Origin of the sequence: Ferroplasma acidarmanus Fer1, from assembly GCF_000152265.2 — an archaeon.
Taxonomy (GTDB): domain Archaea; phylum Thermoplasmatota; class Thermoplasmata; order Thermoplasmatales; family Thermoplasmataceae; genus Ferroplasma; species Ferroplasma acidiphilum.
Window position 1 is genome coordinate 39420 of the sequence record NC_021592.1, and the last position, 17177, is coordinate 56596.

14 protein-coding genes are annotated in these 17177 nt (G+C 34.9%); 9 read left to right on the forward strand and 5 right to left on the reverse strand.

The window, feature by feature from the left end; all coding sequences use genetic code 11:
* Window positions 1-245: 245 nt before the first annotated feature.
* From FACI_RS00120 to FACI_RS00135, 4 genes are read left to right on the forward strand one after another with little or no spacing between them, the layout of a single operon-like run.
* Window positions 246-827 carry an NYN domain-containing protein gene (locus tag FACI_RS00120; RefSeq protein ID WP_009886041.1) on the forward strand — a complete coding sequence of 194 codons (582 nt, stop codon included), beginning with the start codon at window positions 246-248 and terminating at the stop codon, window positions 825-827.
* 1 nt (window position 828) lies between these two features.
* A complete protein-coding gene (locus FACI_RS00125) occupies window positions 829-1680 on the forward strand; it encodes a UDP-glucose 6-dehydrogenase (RefSeq protein WP_009886042.1) in 852 nt (283 codons plus the stop codon).
* Window positions 1664-4549, forward strand: coding sequence for a glycosyltransferase (locus tag FACI_RS00130; RefSeq protein ID WP_009886043.1), 2886 nt, complete (start codon window positions 1664-1666; stop codon window positions 4547-4549). The genes FACI_RS00125 and FACI_RS00130 overlap by 17 nt, the downstream gene beginning before the upstream one ends.
* A complete protein-coding gene (locus FACI_RS00135; RefSeq protein ID WP_009886044.1) occupies window positions 4503-6842 on the forward strand; it encodes a glycosyltransferase in 2340 nt (779 codons plus the stop codon). The genes FACI_RS00130 and FACI_RS00135 overlap by 47 nt, the downstream gene beginning before the upstream one ends.
* Before the next feature lie 131 nt (window positions 6843-6973).
* Here the strand turns inward: FACI_RS00135 and FACI_RS00140 are convergent, their stop codons facing one another.
* Entirely contained in the window at window positions 6974-7684 is a 711-nt protein-coding gene (locus FACI_RS00140) for a hypothetical protein (protein ID WP_148285700.1), read from the reverse strand.
* A 461-nt stretch (window positions 7685-8145) separates the two neighbouring features.
* Between FACI_RS00140 and FACI_RS00145 the strand changes: the two genes are divergently transcribed.
* Window positions 8146-9306 (forward strand): pyridoxal-phosphate-dependent aminotransferase family protein, encoded by a 1161-nt coding sequence (locus tag FACI_RS00145; protein ID WP_009886046.1) that lies wholly within the window; start codon window positions 8146-8148, stop codon window positions 9304-9306.
* Window positions 9307-9499: 193 nt separating this feature from the next.
* Here the strand turns inward: FACI_RS00145 and FACI_RS00150 are convergent, their stop codons facing one another.
* Complete coding sequence (locus FACI_RS00150; RefSeq protein WP_009886047.1) at window positions 9500-10903, reverse strand: APC family permease; 1404 nt, start codon at window positions 10901-10903, stop codon at window positions 9500-9502.
* Window positions 10904-11791: 888 nt separating this feature from the next.
* On the opposite strand from FACI_RS00150, the gene FACI_RS00155 reads away from it, so the two are divergent.
* Window positions 11792-12019, forward strand: a complete 228-nt coding sequence (locus FACI_RS00155; protein WP_048074010.1) for a hypothetical protein — start codon at window positions 11792-11794, stop codon at window positions 12017-12019.
* 381 nt (window positions 12020-12400) lie between these two features.
* Here the strand turns inward: FACI_RS00155 and FACI_RS00160 are convergent, their stop codons facing one another.
* The 3 genes from FACI_RS00160 to FACI_RS00170 all read right to left on the reverse strand — a co-directional run bounded on the left by FACI_RS00160 (window position 12401) and on the right by FACI_RS00170 (window position 14990).
* Window positions 12401-13786 carry an ATP-binding protein gene (locus FACI_RS00160; protein WP_048074011.1) on the reverse strand — a complete coding sequence of 462 codons (1386 nt, stop codon included), beginning with the start codon at window positions 13784-13786 and terminating at the stop codon, window positions 12401-12403.
* Between the two features lie 8 nt (window positions 13787-13794).
* Window positions 13795-14007, reverse strand: coding sequence for an antitoxin VapB family protein (locus FACI_RS00165; protein ID WP_019841290.1), 213 nt, complete (start codon window positions 14005-14007; stop codon window positions 13795-13797).
* 179 nt (window positions 14008-14186) lie between these two features.
* Window positions 14187-14990, reverse strand: coding sequence for a DUF234 domain-containing protein (locus FACI_RS00170; protein WP_052317721.1), 804 nt, complete (start codon window positions 14988-14990; stop codon window positions 14187-14189).
* Window positions 14991-15804: 814 nt separating this feature from the next.
* Here FACI_RS00170 and FACI_RS00175 point away from each other — a divergent pair.
* From FACI_RS00175 to FACI_RS00185, 3 genes are all read left to right on the forward strand, one after another.
* Window positions 15805-15984, forward strand: coding sequence for a hypothetical protein (locus FACI_RS00175; RefSeq protein ID WP_148285701.1), 180 nt, complete (start codon window positions 15805-15807; stop codon window positions 15982-15984).
* A 98-nt stretch (window positions 15985-16082) separates the two neighbouring features.
* A complete protein-coding gene (locus FACI_RS00180; RefSeq protein ID WP_148285702.1) occupies window positions 16083-16367 on the forward strand; it encodes a hypothetical protein in 285 nt (94 codons plus the stop codon).
* Between the two features lie 328 nt (window positions 16368-16695).
* Complete coding sequence (locus FACI_RS00185; RefSeq protein ID WP_009886056.1) at window positions 16696-16974, forward strand: DUF6364 family protein; 279 nt, start codon at window positions 16696-16698, stop codon at window positions 16972-16974.
* Window positions 16975-17177: the final 203 nt, after the last annotated feature.

The following is a 17177-nucleotide window of genomic DNA, read 5'->3' on the forward strand; positions in this document are numbered from 1 at the left end:
AGATGTATTCTACCTATTAAACCTAGGTGGCATTGGGATTATAAACATATAAGATATGTATGTAATCGTAAGTGCAGGCAGGTTTTCGATGTAGAGTACATAAAGGAATTGCTAGCAATTGTGTCATTACAATGTTATAGTTGTTTTACAAATAGGATAAGGTCCTGGAAATTAATTCATGACACACATAACTATTGCAGTAGAAAAATTTCATTAAAGCATATAACGTTAATAGGGAGATATCTATGACTAATCCAGATTTCTCCCATACTTCCGGGAATGACGAGCTTAAAACTGTAATTCTCGCAGACATTTCATGCTTATTTAATGCTGTTAAAAAATCATACAATAGCCATGCCAATCGATCAACTATCAATAGATATATTGTAAAATATATGACGAAATTAAAACATGAACATCCCGCTGATAAGGCAATCGGTTACGATAGTAAATTTCCTGAATCGTTTAAAAACAGAAGAAAATCTAATAATGAAACAAATATTTTACATGGAGAATTGAAAAACATTGGTTTTGAGACAGTATCTTCTCCTCTCATGTATAGAAAACAGGGCATATTTGAAAAAGGTGTAGATGTAAAACTGGCTATGGATGCAACTGAATTAATACATTCAGGGATATTTCATAGATTAATCATAGTAAGTGGTGATGGAGATTTTTATCCTGTAGCAGAGTTAGCTGTGAGAAACCATCTTGAATTTATTATAATTTTTCCTGGTAAAATAAGTTCATTATACACAAAACTTCCAGAAGTCAAAATAACAAAACTCCCTCTTAGTTGGGTTGATTGGCCAGAGGTGTGTGATTAATATGGTTGTTAACAAAATTACTAATAAAGAATTAATAGATAAAGTAGGAATAATCGGGCTAGGTTCAGTGGGAAGTGCACTTTTCAAACACCTCTCAAATTTTTACAACGTATCGGGATACGACATAATAGGAAATTATAACTGGAACGATATACTGAAATGCCCCGTATCATTTATCTGTGTCCAGACACCTGGAGACCGCAATGGGAGGCTTGATTGCAACCATGTTGAAGATACACTGCAAAAGCTTGCATCCAGCAATTATTCAGGCGTAATAATAATTAAAAGCACGCTGGGTGTTGGATTCATGGAAAATGTTACCAGTAAGTTCCCTGAATTGAGAATAGTTTATTCACCAGAATTTTTACGTGAAAAAAGTGCTCTGGAATGGACTGCCAATCCTGACAGACTTGTATTTTCTGGCAAAGAAGATGATGTCAGGGAAGCTTTAAAGATTTATTCCTGGGCTACCGGCGTAGATATAATTATTACCGATTACAGAAGTGCCGAAATAGGAAAACTGGCCCATAATGCATTTATCGCAACGAAAGTGTCGTTTACAAATACCATGGAAAATATTGCTGCCAGAGGTAGAGGGAATATAGACGATATAATGAAAATTGTTTATACCGATAGGAGGGTCAGAAACATGGCACACTTAACACCTCATTTAGGTGCTTTTGGAGGCAAATGTGTACCTAAAGATACCATGGAATTGATGAATGCTTTTTCATCAGAATCCCTTTTATTTAAGGCAGATTTTGTGGTTAATGAAACAGTAAAGTCTAACATGAAAAATAGTACAACCGACAAGGGGATACCTGATAGTGATAACTATGGCGAGCACAGATAAAAAATACGCCATCATCACCATAACTGCTGTTACAAGGCCTGGTGATGTTTCAACTATTTCACTTCCCTCTATAATAAACCAGGAACTAACACCTGATGCCACGTACCTTGTTGCCGATTCATGGGAGAAGCTTGATACGATAAATATTCCGGAAATAAATAAACTTCAAATTAAAAAAATTGTTAACAGAAGAGAGAAGAATCTTTCCGGTGCAATTAACACAGCACTTTCAGAAATTCTGAATACTGGATACGACCCGGATAATACATTTATTGCAGTGCTGGATGATGATGACTGGTGGGAACCCGGTTATCTTAAGAACTCCCTTGATAAAGCTATTGAAGAAAATGCCGATTGGGTCATCTCAGGTATTATTCGCCATGAAACTGAGACCGGAGAAGGTATTAAGCTTTCAATCCCGGCTTCTCTGGACGAAAAGGATTTTTTCGCTGGAAATCCCCATATACAGGGTTCCAACCTTTTTATACGACTATCATACCTGCTTATGGCTGGAGGCTATGATGAAAACCTTCCAAGCACAACGGATAGAGATCTGTGCATAAGATTACTTGCTATGGGAAATATAAAATATACATTTCTCAGAAAATATATGGTACATTACAGAGCTTATGGAAATGAAAGGCTTTCCGATCCATCATCACGCAGGAAAGCGGTCGGGCTACAGAATTTTAATGACAAATACCGGAATATAATGGATGATGTTTCATATAATGCATTTATACGTCGGAGCAGGGAGCTGTTTAGATATGACATTACAGAATATAATTATAATGAGGTTGGCCGGAATCAGGGAGATTCGATCGTAGAGAATAAAGCATGTCCAGAAATTCGGACACATATTATATTCGGTGTGATGGTATCGGACGTAGCACGGGGAGATATTTTAATCGATAAATTCATAGAATTTAACAGTAAAATCAAAATTAATGAAGTGGTGATGCTTGACAATACTGGCCAGAAAGATTTTTCAGAAGGGAAAGAAGAAAAACTGAAGGAAAATGGCATCGAGCTTAAAATAATAAAAAAGGATGATATTGCTTCAATGGCGGATAATGGCCTTTTAGGTAATTATTACAGAGAAAAATCACGTAGGCTTGGCATTCCCTTTGGCAGGACAGCACTTCAAAGAGTATTATATATAGAATCATTGAAGTTTGCAAACCCTGTGATATGGATAATTGATGATGATATAGATATAAGCAATATCTACTGGGGCAATATATCTAACAGGATAAGCAAAAATAGATTCATGGCGCGAATCAAAGAATGGAAAAATGCAAATGTTTCTATTGTTGTTGGAAAAATTGGAGGGGATGCACCTTTGCCAGCACTGTCAACAATGAGAACTCAGCTGCTGGATTTATATTTTAACCTGAGAGCGTTCTCAAATCACACCGCACGGATGAATTATAAAACGAGAACAATGCAGAATAATAAATATATTGCAGAATTCCAATCTTATTATTATGACTTCCCGGAGAATGATTTCCGGAATCTCGAAACCCCAATGTGGCACCCTTGTTCTATTACTACCAACAATATACATGAGATATTAGATAGAATAGCAGGAGACATGCCTGAAATCCTTGATAGGTCAATATTCAGGAAGGTTGAGCATTATGGACTTGATGATATTTATTATGATAAAACAACAGTTGATACAGGCCCAACACGCGGCGGAAATGTAATAATTCTTGACCGTGAGGTCCTTAAAGAATTTACAGATAGTGCACCTGTGAACAATAATATTCCATATAGGAGGGGTGATACATTATGGGTAATACTCAATAAAAGAACTGAATTACACCCTGGTGCACACATAATTTCTTCGCCTTTAATGCTTGTGCAAAAGCGTTCAGGAAAAGAAGACTCGACAACTAAAATTAACAAGCTCATATCGGATGTACTGGGTTCATGCTTTACCAGAAGTATGGATCAATACCTGTATAAAAAAATAAAGCAATTACCGGACACTAAAAATCATGAAACATTAAATATCTTAAATTTTACGCCATATGAAATATCAGAAATAGTTTCAAATATTGACATTAAACTGGAGAACAGATTATTACAATTAATTATGAACTACTGGCGTATTAAAGGGTTGATAAGTTCAATAGATAATGCAGTTTCCCACATAATTGGAGTAGCTAACATTGATTCAGCCACTAAAACCATGATAAGGGATAACTGGAGAATACTTAAGGAAAATGCCAGTTCAGTATTCAATGAAAAAACCATTGATGAAATAGTTTGCAGCATCAAAAATTATAACATGAAAGATCTGGAAGATTTTCTATCAAAAATGTACTTATCCAATTATAATTATTCAGTGCATCTTGAGTTTTATAAACATGAAAGTGAATTAATGGAAATTAAAAAGATTATTGAAGATGAATTTAAGGTAGATAATATAAAGTTTCTGGGAAATGGCAAAGAAGGCGCTGTGTTCACAGATGGTAAATTTTGCTATAAATATTTTTATAATTCTGATAATGATTTTAACAAAAAATTAACGTTTATTGCTAATAATCTCAGAGGCAAAGCATTCGATAATATATCACGCATTATAGACATACATAAAAATAAGAATCAAATAATAATAAAAACAGAATATGTAGATGGAGATATTTATAATGGTGGACATTTACACAATTTGCTCAATTTATTGCTTGAATGCAGATCAAACTGGATATGCATAACCAATATTTCACCGAAGAATATTATAGTGAATTCATCCGGTATAAAATATGTTGACATAGGCAGGACATTGAAGAATATACAGACCAGGATTTATAAAAATGTGCAGGAAATGCTATATAACATACAGATGGTATTTCAGGACTGATATTGCCACACTTCTCCATATGTCAATCACAGATGAAACTTTTCCAGAGCTTTATGGCTTTGATATTTTCATGGAGTCACTGAGCATTAAGACAAATTACCAGATGGGGATAACAAAAATAGAAGAAATATTAAATAAAATACATCCAGACAATGTGCTTGACTATGGTTGTGGAACAGGAGCAATTGCAGATGCTCTTTCTAAAAAGTATAATGTTTCAGTATTCGATATAGACATGAGTGGATTCTATAAGCATCATCCGGCCCCGGGTCAACCAGCAGCATTGAAGGCGCTGGATATGGACTTCATAGATAAAAAGAAGGAATTATACCATACTGTACTGCTTTCCCAGGTTCTCTGCAGTGTAAATGATGAAGAAGTAACTGATATTCTAGGTAAAATAAAAGGAGTAATACATGAAAATGGCAATCTGGTAGTATCTATCTGCAACCCCTATAATCTTAATAATAATGAAACACAAACCCACATTAAAATTCAGCCCACAGGGGATTATAATTCCAATTTCCAGTACAGAAAATTTGTAAAATTCACCGGTGGAACCAGAATTGAATATCACAGGCCGGTAAACTGGTATATTTCAGAATTAAAAAAGGCCTCTTTCATAGTTACCGATATCAGTGAAACAGATGGAATAGATATAGACAATCAGCTACCAGGATCAGAATTTCTGTTTATTACCTGTAAAGCGCGCAGGGAAATAATTAATCCTGATGTTTCCCTAATGATAAAAGCTTCGGCTATGGAGTGGCGTACCATAGATACACGGATAAGGCATATAGTTAATCAGCTGGAAGGGCCGGAAAAGTTTTTTGAAAAGATTGTTGTTACGGATAAAAATACATCAGGCTTCCTGCGACAGTATGATTATGCAGACATGGAAAATTTTATCAAAAAACTGAATTCCCTGATCTCTGATGGTATTATAGACAGGGTAATATTTACGCCTGATGAAAGTGAATATATTAAAGAACTTTCTTTAAAATGGTTTGGAGTAGAAACAACAGATATACGGGCATCAAACGGGCAAAACACTATCACATCAATATATGGATTTGAACAGCTAAAAACTAAATATATATTACAGTTAGATTCAGATTGTATAATCGGGAGAACTCCGGGGCCCAGCTACCTCAAAGTTTTAAAAAATGTTTTGGAAAATAATGATGACGCATTAACCGTGGGCTTCCCAATATACAGCAAGACCAGAGCTGATTTCACAATTGGAAATAATTATAATAAATGGAGGACAGAAGTCAGATTTTCCCTTATTAATAGGGAGTTAATGATGAATTTATTGCCCTTACCCAATAAACTGGATGAAACAGGCAAACTTGCATTGCCATGGCACAGGTCTGTTGATATGTTGAATAAAAACTCAAAATATGGATCATACCGTGGTAACGATGGCAATGCATTCTTTATCCATGTTCCTAATAATTATAAGAATGATATTAACGGATGGCTGAATTCTATGTATTCAGTTGAGAGAGAGTATGTTAATGAAAATCAAGCTGGAAATGTTAACCTGATTTCAAGTGACCCTGGACTGATATTGCCGGAAAGAAAGGAGGAGATGGTTATAATTGTTAAAGGTAGAAATGTATCATTCCAGAAACTAAGGAGATGTATTAAATCTTTATCCAGGCAGGACTACCAGAATTTCGGAATAATCGCTATTGATGCGGCATCTGTTAATGGAATGGTTGAATATCTTTACGAAATAGCCGGTAGACTATTCAGGGACAGAATCACGACTTTTAAAAACGTTGAACCTAGGAGCTCTATAGAAAATATATATATTGCGATAGAAAGAATCTGTAAAAATCCAGAGTCAATAATAGTGATGCTTGATGCCGATGACGCATTAATTGCGGATAATGCATTAAGCAAAATTATGGAACTCTACCATAATGGTGCTGATTTAACTGTTGGTTCTATGTTACGGGCAGATAAAGAAGCCAGGTATAAAGTAAATTTTGACAGTCTAGGGAAAAAAGGTGGCGGAAACGTATGGCAACACATAAGAACTTTTAAAAAATATCTCTTTGATTCACTGGATATGGAAGATTTGAAACTGGATAATGGGTGGATATCAGTGGCCGAAGACTGGGCATTTATGCTCCGGCTCGTCGAATTATCTAAAAATCCAGTTAATATTGCAGATAAAATATACTATTACGATCCATCAGAAGATAAGTACAGACGAAGTAGAGAAGAACTTGATGAAATTATCGCGCGGATTATAGCAAAACAGGCACGTAGAACAAAATGATCAGTTAAAAACTGATTGGGCATATTAATTTCCAGGAGCTAGTATTTCCTGGCGGTGCTAACGTAATTATGTTTGATTTCATTATGTTACAAATTTATATATATTTTATAAACCTTGAGCTATTTTATTTATTAATACGGCAACCTACCGTTTTTAACCTCATTAAGCTCTCTCACATTACTTTGTTCATATTCATTTAAAATCAATTTAATGAGTGGCATAGTTTCAGGCAATATAGTCATCTGGCCGTATTTATTTGATCTTGTATTATACAATATTCCAGCCCCAATTAAATCATTGAAATTGTTATACCACACTCTTATTTCCTGATTCTGATTCAGCATACTATTAGCCTCTGTGACTAATTTTATTGTTGAAATTTCATAAGTTCCATCATTAGTATAGTTGCTGAATAAAGCTTTGAGTACCGCATATGTTTTAATGCCTGTAAAATTCGGTTTCTTTTTATTCAGGCTTTTATTCAATTCTGTATACAATTCCTGCCATTTGCTTTCTAATTTAATATTCCATTTTGCATCTATATTTATATAATATCCTGTAAATGGAAGGTCGAAATCTTGTCCTTCTTCCTTAGCCCGGGGAGGTGCATTATTTATAATTGTTTTAAAGTCTTCAAAGGATGGAATAGCATATGCAGCAGACTTAATGAGTTTTTCCGCTTCTAGCATATTTAAGTTATTATTATCTTTTAATTTACTATTGATATCAGGGGTTATAATAAATCCAGGATACGTGTTTTTAACATACTCAGCAAAATCATTGAAGCCTGTGAAGCTATAAATATTCCATAGACGTCTAATTACAAGCTCTTTTTCTATCATTGGGTCGGGTTCGTTTTGTAGCTTCATGTGTATATCAATTTAACATACGTAGTATATATAAATATATTCCTGACTGCAATCCCATTGTCCAAATCTGTAGAGTTATACACATTATAGATCACATACTGCTCCATGTTTCACAACTAATGGGAAATTCTGACATTCATAGGGTCTGCTATGCACTCAAAAGCTGATCTGGCAGCCTTAAAAAGGCCACTACGTATATAATGCCCCCAATACTTTTTATTCTCGATGAAACAAAGTTTTTCAATCAATGGGAAGATGGATGCCTCCTGACTATTAAAGAACACATCGTGCCCCCGCCAAGGGTAAAAATCTGGGTTCATCCCTACCTGATATGGTTCGTCATCAGTAATACGCCCTATTGCTGTAAAATTCTGTAGTTCTTCGCCATTACGGAGTTGCGCAAGAGTTTTTATCCTATTGCAGAATAAATATCTATGACTTCAAGGATATTAATGCACGTGGGGCCATCTATTGGCAACTATGATGTACTGTCAGCTGCTGTTCAACCAAATATAGGCTTTGCCTCACCGGAGTTTAACAGCGCCATGAAGAGTTCTCTTGAGGGGCTCAGGTATATTACCGGAGCAGCCGATTCTTACACACCCTTTATACTTCCGGGCAGCGGAACAGTTGCAATGGAAAGTGTAATGTCATTCATTCCAAGGAACTCCCGCATACTGGTGGTAAGTAATGGCGTATTTGGAGATCGCTGGGAAGCAATAATGTCCAGATATCCTGTTGCAATAAAGGTACTGAAGGCAGAGGCCGGGAAGTCTGTGTCGCTTGAAGATATTGATCACGAGGTATCTTCAAGGAGGTACTTCGCTGTTGCTATGACCCAGGTCGAGACAAGCACCGGTGTGAAGCTGGATGTTGAATCAGTTGCAAAGACAGTCAGGAACAAAGTTGATCTTATAATTGTGGATGGGGTTGCAAGCATAGGGGGAGAGAATATGCAGGCAGCTAGGTGGGGTATAGACGTGGTCCTCACTGCAAGCCAGAAGGCACTGGGAGCACAGGCGGGAGCCGGGCTGCTGGTGGCATCCAGATCAGCCATAGAGAAGCTAAGGGAAGAATCTATAAGCGGCTATTTCGCTGATCTTAGAAACTGGTCCGATTTAATGAATAAGTTTCTTGCTGGAGGAGGTGGATATTTTGCAACTCCTCCCATAGGGACGGTGTTCTCAATACAGAAGAGCATGGCTCTAATAAGATCGGAGACTATTGAAGCAAGGATAAAGCGTCACGAGATCTGCTCACAGGCATTCAGGGCAGGAATCAGTCATATGGGCCTTGAAATCCTGGCATCCGAGAAACTGAGAAGCAATACAGTTACCGGTGTGATTGTGGACGGTATTGACATTCCAGATTTTCTGCAGAGGTGCATGAAGAAAGGTGTGGAATTCGGCGCAGGCGTGCATCCCGCTTTCCGGGACAGGTATTTCAGGGTAGGGCACATGGGATGGGTAAAACCGGAACACATAATAACTGCCCTCAATGTGATAGAGTCCTCGCTTGAGGAGATTGGAAAGGAAGTTGGCCATGGAAGTGCGCTGGCTGCAGAAGAAGTGTTCTCGAAACATCATGAAATCTGAACCCTCTGGAAAGCACTGGAGCGGCCTATATTCTCCGGACTTTTTTTAATATTATACATACACAAGTTTTGATTTCGCTTTGCCAGTAGGATGAATTTTATTCTTATTAAATCATCATTAAAAGTGCGGAAGTGGGAATTTTCGGAATTTAATTAACATTAAAATGTAAGGGATGAGGCGCCGAATTAGGAAATTAGGATGCTATGTCCTTATTCCTTTCTCTATCCCTCCCTGCCTGTCTCAATAATGCAATAAGCAACACGCCTGCAATGGTCCAGGCAATCACCATATATGCAGGAAGATTAAGCGGGAATGCCGGTATCGGGTACACAGTACTCAGTATGGCAAATGCTATGAATACTAAGGAAATTGCTGGAATTACCACATGAACCGTAACTTTGAGGTGTTTTTCCCTGCGCGAATAAAAAGGAAGGCTCAGAGTTGCCAGGGAATGCTGCAGCATAAAAGCGATTGACGCAGCACCCTCAATTACAAGTGCGCCAACAAATGGCCCAAATATAATGCCGGAAACCACAGCAATAATAAACGACACTATTGCAACTGCAATTATAGCCTTGTATGGAGTTCCGTATTTGGGGTGGGTTTTTGTAAGGAAACGGGGGAGCAGGTTGCTGTCCCTGGCCAGATAGTATAGCATCCTTGTGAGAGAATTGTTAATGGCAATGCCAAAATCTAAGAAGCTGTTGATCACCACTGCAACAAAAATCCATCCTCCAAAAGGGCCAAGGAAACTGAAGTATTCAATAACCCCCGGATCAGGTGAGGTCCCAAAGGAAGAAATGTTAGAAAGCCCCCATCCAACAGTCAGGGCATAAGCATTGAGCGCAAGGGGAATTAGCACAAGCAGCCATCCGTAAATTATAGCTTTCCCGATTACCTTCTTTGGCTCCTTCATTTCTTCCCCAAGGGCTACAACAGAACCGGTTCCGCCATAGGAATACAGTCCAAACAGAAGCCCGAGGCCGATGATTGAAAAATCGTTATGTACCGGAACTGCAGTGAAAACATAAAATGTATTGGAAGAACCGAGTTTAAAGATTATTATAAGGGCGGCAATGGTAAGAACAGCTGTCTCAATGAAACCCGTGTATGCAGCGTAGTTCAGTGATAATTTTACACCACGGTAAACCATGGCTGTTGAGAACACCAGAGGGATTAGCAAAATTGGAACCCACAGATAAGGAATAGAAGTTATGGAAGGGGAAAGGAGATACACAAACGCTGCAAAGGACAGAAGTGCAAATCCAATGTATGTCAGAAATTCATTGAAGAAAAACAGCCAACCTGTTATATCTCCGGCAGACTTTCCAAGGCCAGCTCTAGCGAATGCCGAGTAGCCTCCAGAGCTTGCCACATATCCGGAAAACTGGTAATTTGTGTTAAGCCACAACAGGACAATCAACGGTGCCAGTATGAAAATCAATGGCGTAGATCCTTCAGCTACCAGAGCTGTTCCTGTAATGAGAATTGCAACCTCTGCTGCAGGTGCGACGTGGCTGAAGCTCTGGAATATCCCATGCCAAAGACCCAGTTCGTTTGATTTAAGTTTGTTGGAGCCTTTAACGGTTTCTTTCATTTTGAATCCAAGTATTTTTAATATTTAAATATTGTTGTCCTGAATTTGAATACTTTGAACGATATGATCAGATTAATCGAATTCTTTATTTCACCAGGATACCATATACAAACCTTATCACACCATTTTCATTCTATACACATGTGATTTTTGAGGATTTCCCGGAACAATTAAAATTTTAAAATGAGTTGCTATTGAATATGCCCAGTTGCCAATAATATAGAATACTTAATGATTTTTATATATAACGGCCCAAAATTAAGTAGAACAGATCAAATTCTATCGCTACCGATATAGTATCGGTACCGATAATACAAAATTTTTCATAAACAATGTTTGATTTTACTAATTCTTAAAACACTACCCTGATTTAATGTGGCTTTACCTCTATATTTTTTAATTTGCTGTATACTGCCATTTTAAAAGGTTTTTCTGCAACTGCTGTGTGGGTACACTATTTTATTGCTATGCTTTCCAGTTCCATTACATTTGCCAATCTGACTTCTTCCATGCTCCTATGTGATTCGTATTGCCTGTCAACTGTATATTCTTGCATAATGATATTAATCATCATTCCATTATTTGAATGGCCTGGGAATACAGGTTTAATCTTATGGTTAAATCTACCCTAAGAAGCACATATTTCCCTTTTCATATTCAGGTTAAAAATAATCTACTGCCTGCAAATGCACAGATAATCAGCAATGCTGTTGAAATATGAAAATGATAGTATTAACTGGTCCGGAGGATATATGATTATTTAATATTCCCATACGATGGAAAATCATTTATTTACCAATCATAAATTAATGACGATTACCATTTATTAAAGGAAGATGAGCAATTAATTCCGCTGTTTTATATATAAAAAAATTCATGGTATTAATTATGGTAAAAAAGATAGAAATAAGTCATCCCGGTTCTTTAAAGGACCTGGGCTATAATGAGGAGGAAGATATAGAAAAACAGAAAATAGCAATAAAAAAAGCGGACGAATTATACGGAGTAGAAGAAACAAACAGAAAATTAACAGCACTGGAATCTTTCAGTAATAGATTTCCAGATAAAAAAGAGAAAATAAGGGAATTAATAGAATGGAATAAGAATAATGAATGATTATTATACGCCTGGAAAGGTTAGGCCTTTAATTCGGGTGATAAATTGTGAAAGAAATGGAAATTAAACATCACTCAAAAAAGGAATCGGCATATTAATATACATTAGTTTAGAGTTATTTGTTTCCATTGGAGGCATAGGAATATCTGTTCATGGGATATATCAGAATATTGCAGTATATAAATATCTGCTCATATTATTTTCTATATTGCTTATATTCTCAATAAGATTAATTATATTTAAAAACAGGATATGGAAAAATCAATAATATAAATTGTATCGACTTATAACTCTGTTCTTTTCAAATGGAAATTAGAAAAATTAAACTATGTTATAAAAGGGTGAAGGCTATATTTTACTTATCTGTAGCTTTTCTAGGATTTATTTATACAATGCATTTTCAATTCCCTTCAAATCCATTGCTATAATGTTTTTTTCAAGTGTATCAGTATTGAAATCAAAACCTGATTTAGAAAATACAGCATATGAAACTTTACTATTATTATATTTATTTAAAAGCCACTTTGATTTCCTTATCAATTCCTCTATAATTTTATAACTTACTTTTTTATTCGTCCATTTGCATTCACAGAATAATATCTCATCTCTTGTGTCAGAATATGCAACAATATCTATCTCTTCAATATTTTTGCCAGTATTATTTCCAACTTTGCCCCACCATCGAGAAACAGTGGTAAAGGTTCTACCGAGAATACCGTCCATGATTAATTCTCTCATTAAATATTCAAACTGTTCTCCTGCAAATTGGGAAAAATCATTTTCTATTTTCCTTGCAACTTCAAGGTAATTAAAATTTTCTATTCCTGTCCTGTTGGGTAAAATATACCTGAACCAGAATTTGAGATAATTATCATTAATATAATATAACCTCTTCCTGAACTTTTCAGTTTCCCCGAAAGGTATCTCATAGGATATTAATTCCAGGGACAGTAAAATATCTATATATTTTGAAACCATGCTTTTATCCATATTTGTATATGAGTTGATTTCACCTACAGTTCTATAACCTCCTGCAATAGATCTTAAGATTAACATATAATTCCGGGTCTCCCTTAATTCAGTTCTCAAAAGGAATTCAGCTTCATTATACAGTGTTGAACTTTTATTTATTATATTGTGTAAAATATTTTCATCAAAAGTTAATTTATTATCTATTTTTAATAGATATTCCGGTATCCCTCCAAGAATAAAATAGATTTTACATAGTTCTGTAAAATTGTAATTTATAAATTCTTTTATATATCTGAATTTTATGGGTTTTAATTTTATCTGGCCACTCCTTCTCCCATACAGTGGGGACTTATACGACAGTACATTATTCTCCATCATTGTTATGGAAGAACCGGAGAGAATTAACATGACATTCATATTCTTTAATAACAGATCATATATTTTCTGGAATACTGAAGGTATTGATCTGTTCCCTTCGATTAGATATGGAAATTCATCTATTGCTATTATTAATTTCTTCCTTGATACATAGTCTTTAAATGAAACATTATTTGCCAGCATAGAAAAGAATGAATAGAAATCATTGTATACGCCGTTATTAATACTATCATCATTCAAAAAATTTGAAATAACTTTCTGAAAATCTTTTATATTTTGAATATCCCCCTCATCTGTAGAAAGGAAATATATTCCATTCTTGCCTATGAACTGGTTTATTAATTCTGTTTTGCCTACCCTTCTCCTGCCATATATAATAAAAAGTGAACTATCATTTCGTGAGTAATCATAACCCAGGGGTCAAGTTAGTATAAAAAAGCAGGCATTCTATCGTCTGTAATGCTTTCTTCCATTAAGTCGAGTTCGCTTTTATGGTCTTTGAGAATTCCTGCAAACTGTTTTATGTCCTTTGTATTTTTTAGTAATCTTAGTATTACATCCGAAAATGATTCGTCTATATTTTTGATATCCTTTAATTCAGCATATGCTTTATTGGACAGAGATACCATTTTTACCATAATATAGTATACGTATACTATATATTTATTTTTTGTGGAGAGGGGGCCTTCATAAATGGCCGGATTTTTGATAAGGAAGTGAAGAGCAGCTTTCTGCCTAAGTTATTTGGCAGGGAAAAACGTTGACATGTCCCTTCCCCTGTATTTTAATTTCCCGTTTAAACTGCTTGCACGATTGATCAGACCACGCTATCTATTATTTCCTGCATTTTAACTAGATCGAATAAAATTATATTATTAAGTTTTGCAGTTTCCCTCATTCTATCCGTAAAACCAGATTTGCTGAATAATATAAAATGTTCTATTCTTTTATCATTATTCCATGATACTAACCCGGATTTTCTTTTTAAGTTACTGTATACATCTATGTCTATCGGCTTATTGCTCCATTTGCATTCTGAGAAAATAATATCCAGTGTACTATCGTTAATTGCTATAATATCAATTTCCTCTTGATTATAGTTTGGTTCCAGTTTATTTTTGCCCCACCATTTTCCTATTTTACTGATGCTAAATGGTAAATAGCTGGAATTGTTATTTAAATAAACCAGAAATTCTTTGCATATATCTTCGAATTTATATGGCACTATTGAATTAATAGAATTTATCAGGTTATTTATAACACCTTCATAGTTGCCCAGTTCAAATTGGTTTATTACCGGATAAAACTTGCTGAACCAGAATTCCATGTAATTATCATTAACTTTGTATATTCCTTTTTTATTTATGCCCCTATTGTTTTGTGTTACAGGCAATTCATAGATAATTATATTCAAAACACCCCTTAATTCATATAAGTACGGCTGAAGTGATGTAGCTTTTATATCTGTAACTCCAGCAATATCGGATACCTTAGTTTTACCGGTTGAAATAGCATATAATATACTAAAATATGTTGCTGAACCTCTTCCAAATTCTTCCATTAGGAAATCCCTTGGCTCATATGCGTATACACTTGTTTCCTGAAAAATATTTTTAATCATCTCTTCAATATTTTTTAATTTGTGTGTATAAAAATACTTATTAAAATGAGGTATGCCTCCGAACACACGATATATTAAAACTATGAGGAATTGTATTTTTTATCTCATCAATTAATCCATCCAGTCTTTCTCTCTATCAAAGAATATTTCCATAATTATGTATATAATGATTATATTTATAATCTTTATTCTCAAGATTTATAGATTCATATTGAAATTTGTATTTCTATATTTTTATTGTTAATTATGGGCAATTGTGTCTATAACTGTATATTAAAATATATAGTTCAGTGCCATAATATAATTATGAAAGGTTATAAATTGATAAATAAATTAATGTATAGTATAATTCACCGGTCATGCACGAAGCATGCCATTCAGTTTTTCTATATATTGTGGAGGGAAGGTTCCTTAAGTTTCCATATTATACTAACAGGACTGCTGCCTGTATGCCGTAAATGATGCATCACTCCCAGAAACACATATGGAGATGCACCAAGATTGTTTTCCTTATATTCACGACCCAGTTGTAAGAAAGCTTATATCATCGGAAAGGCGATGGAACTGGAAAGCAGGACAATGCAACAGTATAACAGCGCAGCAGTTACAGAAGAACATTTTAAAATGCCAGTTTATCGTAAATTTAATAAAAATAGGTGTAAGATAGACGTGTAAAAAATAATTATTTTCAAATAGTAATATAATTTATATGGGTGATAAGTGAATATTTATAAACTATAGCATACTATAGTAAACATATAGGTGATATATATTGGAAGATGAAATAACTACTATACAATTAAAGAAGTCTGTGGTGAATGCTCTTAAAGAAATAAAGAAGGACCCACGTGAGACATACAATGAAATCATTCTAGACCTTATAAAGGATGCCCGAGAGACCTCGGAACTTAATACATTTGTCGCGAAAGCCCAGGAATCAAAAATGAAAGAACTATGGGAAGAAGGAGATTACAGCGGTTGGGAACATGCCTGAATCTAGAGATGTAATGCTCGCAAAATTAAGGATAGCGGATGGATCCAGTTCTCAAACTTCAAGAGAGTGTAATAAAATATAACCATATTTTTACTTTAATGAATGACACTTTCCTGAAAACGGTGTTACATCTTAGCAAAGAGGACAAACAACCGGTTTTAAAGACAATAAAAGAAAAATTTGAAACCTATTTAAGGAAATGGCATTGTTATATATTCCAGGAAGAATTGAAAATAAAATGGGGTCAAGTTAGTATAAAAAAGCAGGCACACGGCCAGTCCAACCTTCATCCTCAGGTCGCTCTAGAGGACCCCAATGATCTTTATTATCTTAGTATAAAAATAGAGGAAAACATTTGTTCTACATCGTATGTGATAACCTAAAAGTGCCTTCTAGAATAATTACATATTAACAGAATATATAATAACAGATAAGGAGTAGAAATAATATATAACAAGATAGACAAGCAAACAGATAGCTGAAGAAAGCTTGCAATATTACTATGGTGTACATCGTTCGAAATATTTTTAAATCTGGTATGTGGCGGAAATACTAGATTTGTAATGCAATACCTCAGATAATAGTTGGCACATATGGAATAACGTCTAGAAATACCGAAATTTCCTGTATCCATCTAGTAACGAATAGAGACTCTATGTCTGGCATAATGAAAAAAATAAACTTTTTATATATGTATATATTTATATCTATGTGAAGAAAAAATTGACATTATTAATAGATGAGGATATAATAATAAAAGCTAAATCGATCCTGCTCTTGAAAAATGTAACATTAAGCGAGTTTGTAGAAACCAAATTAAGATTATTATTATCCGTAGAAGAACATGATAAATCTTTTATAGATATAGGAATTAAATATAATTACACTTCACCTGATGAGATAGTTGAGAAAAGAAAAAAGCTGAAAATTGTTGATACACAAAAAATACTTGATGAAACAAGAGATGAAATGGATAAACGTTTATCCTGATGCAGGTGACTATGTATAAAGGCACATAAGCAAAGCAATTTCGGAGACTATTAATGCCTTATTTAACGATGCGTACAATAGTAAAATAAAGATCATTACCTCTATCTTAACAATTGGTGAAATTTCAATAGTTTTTGATAAATCATGGAGAAAGCAAATTATAGATGACCCTATTGAGATGTTTAATAGGTTTTATGATGAAG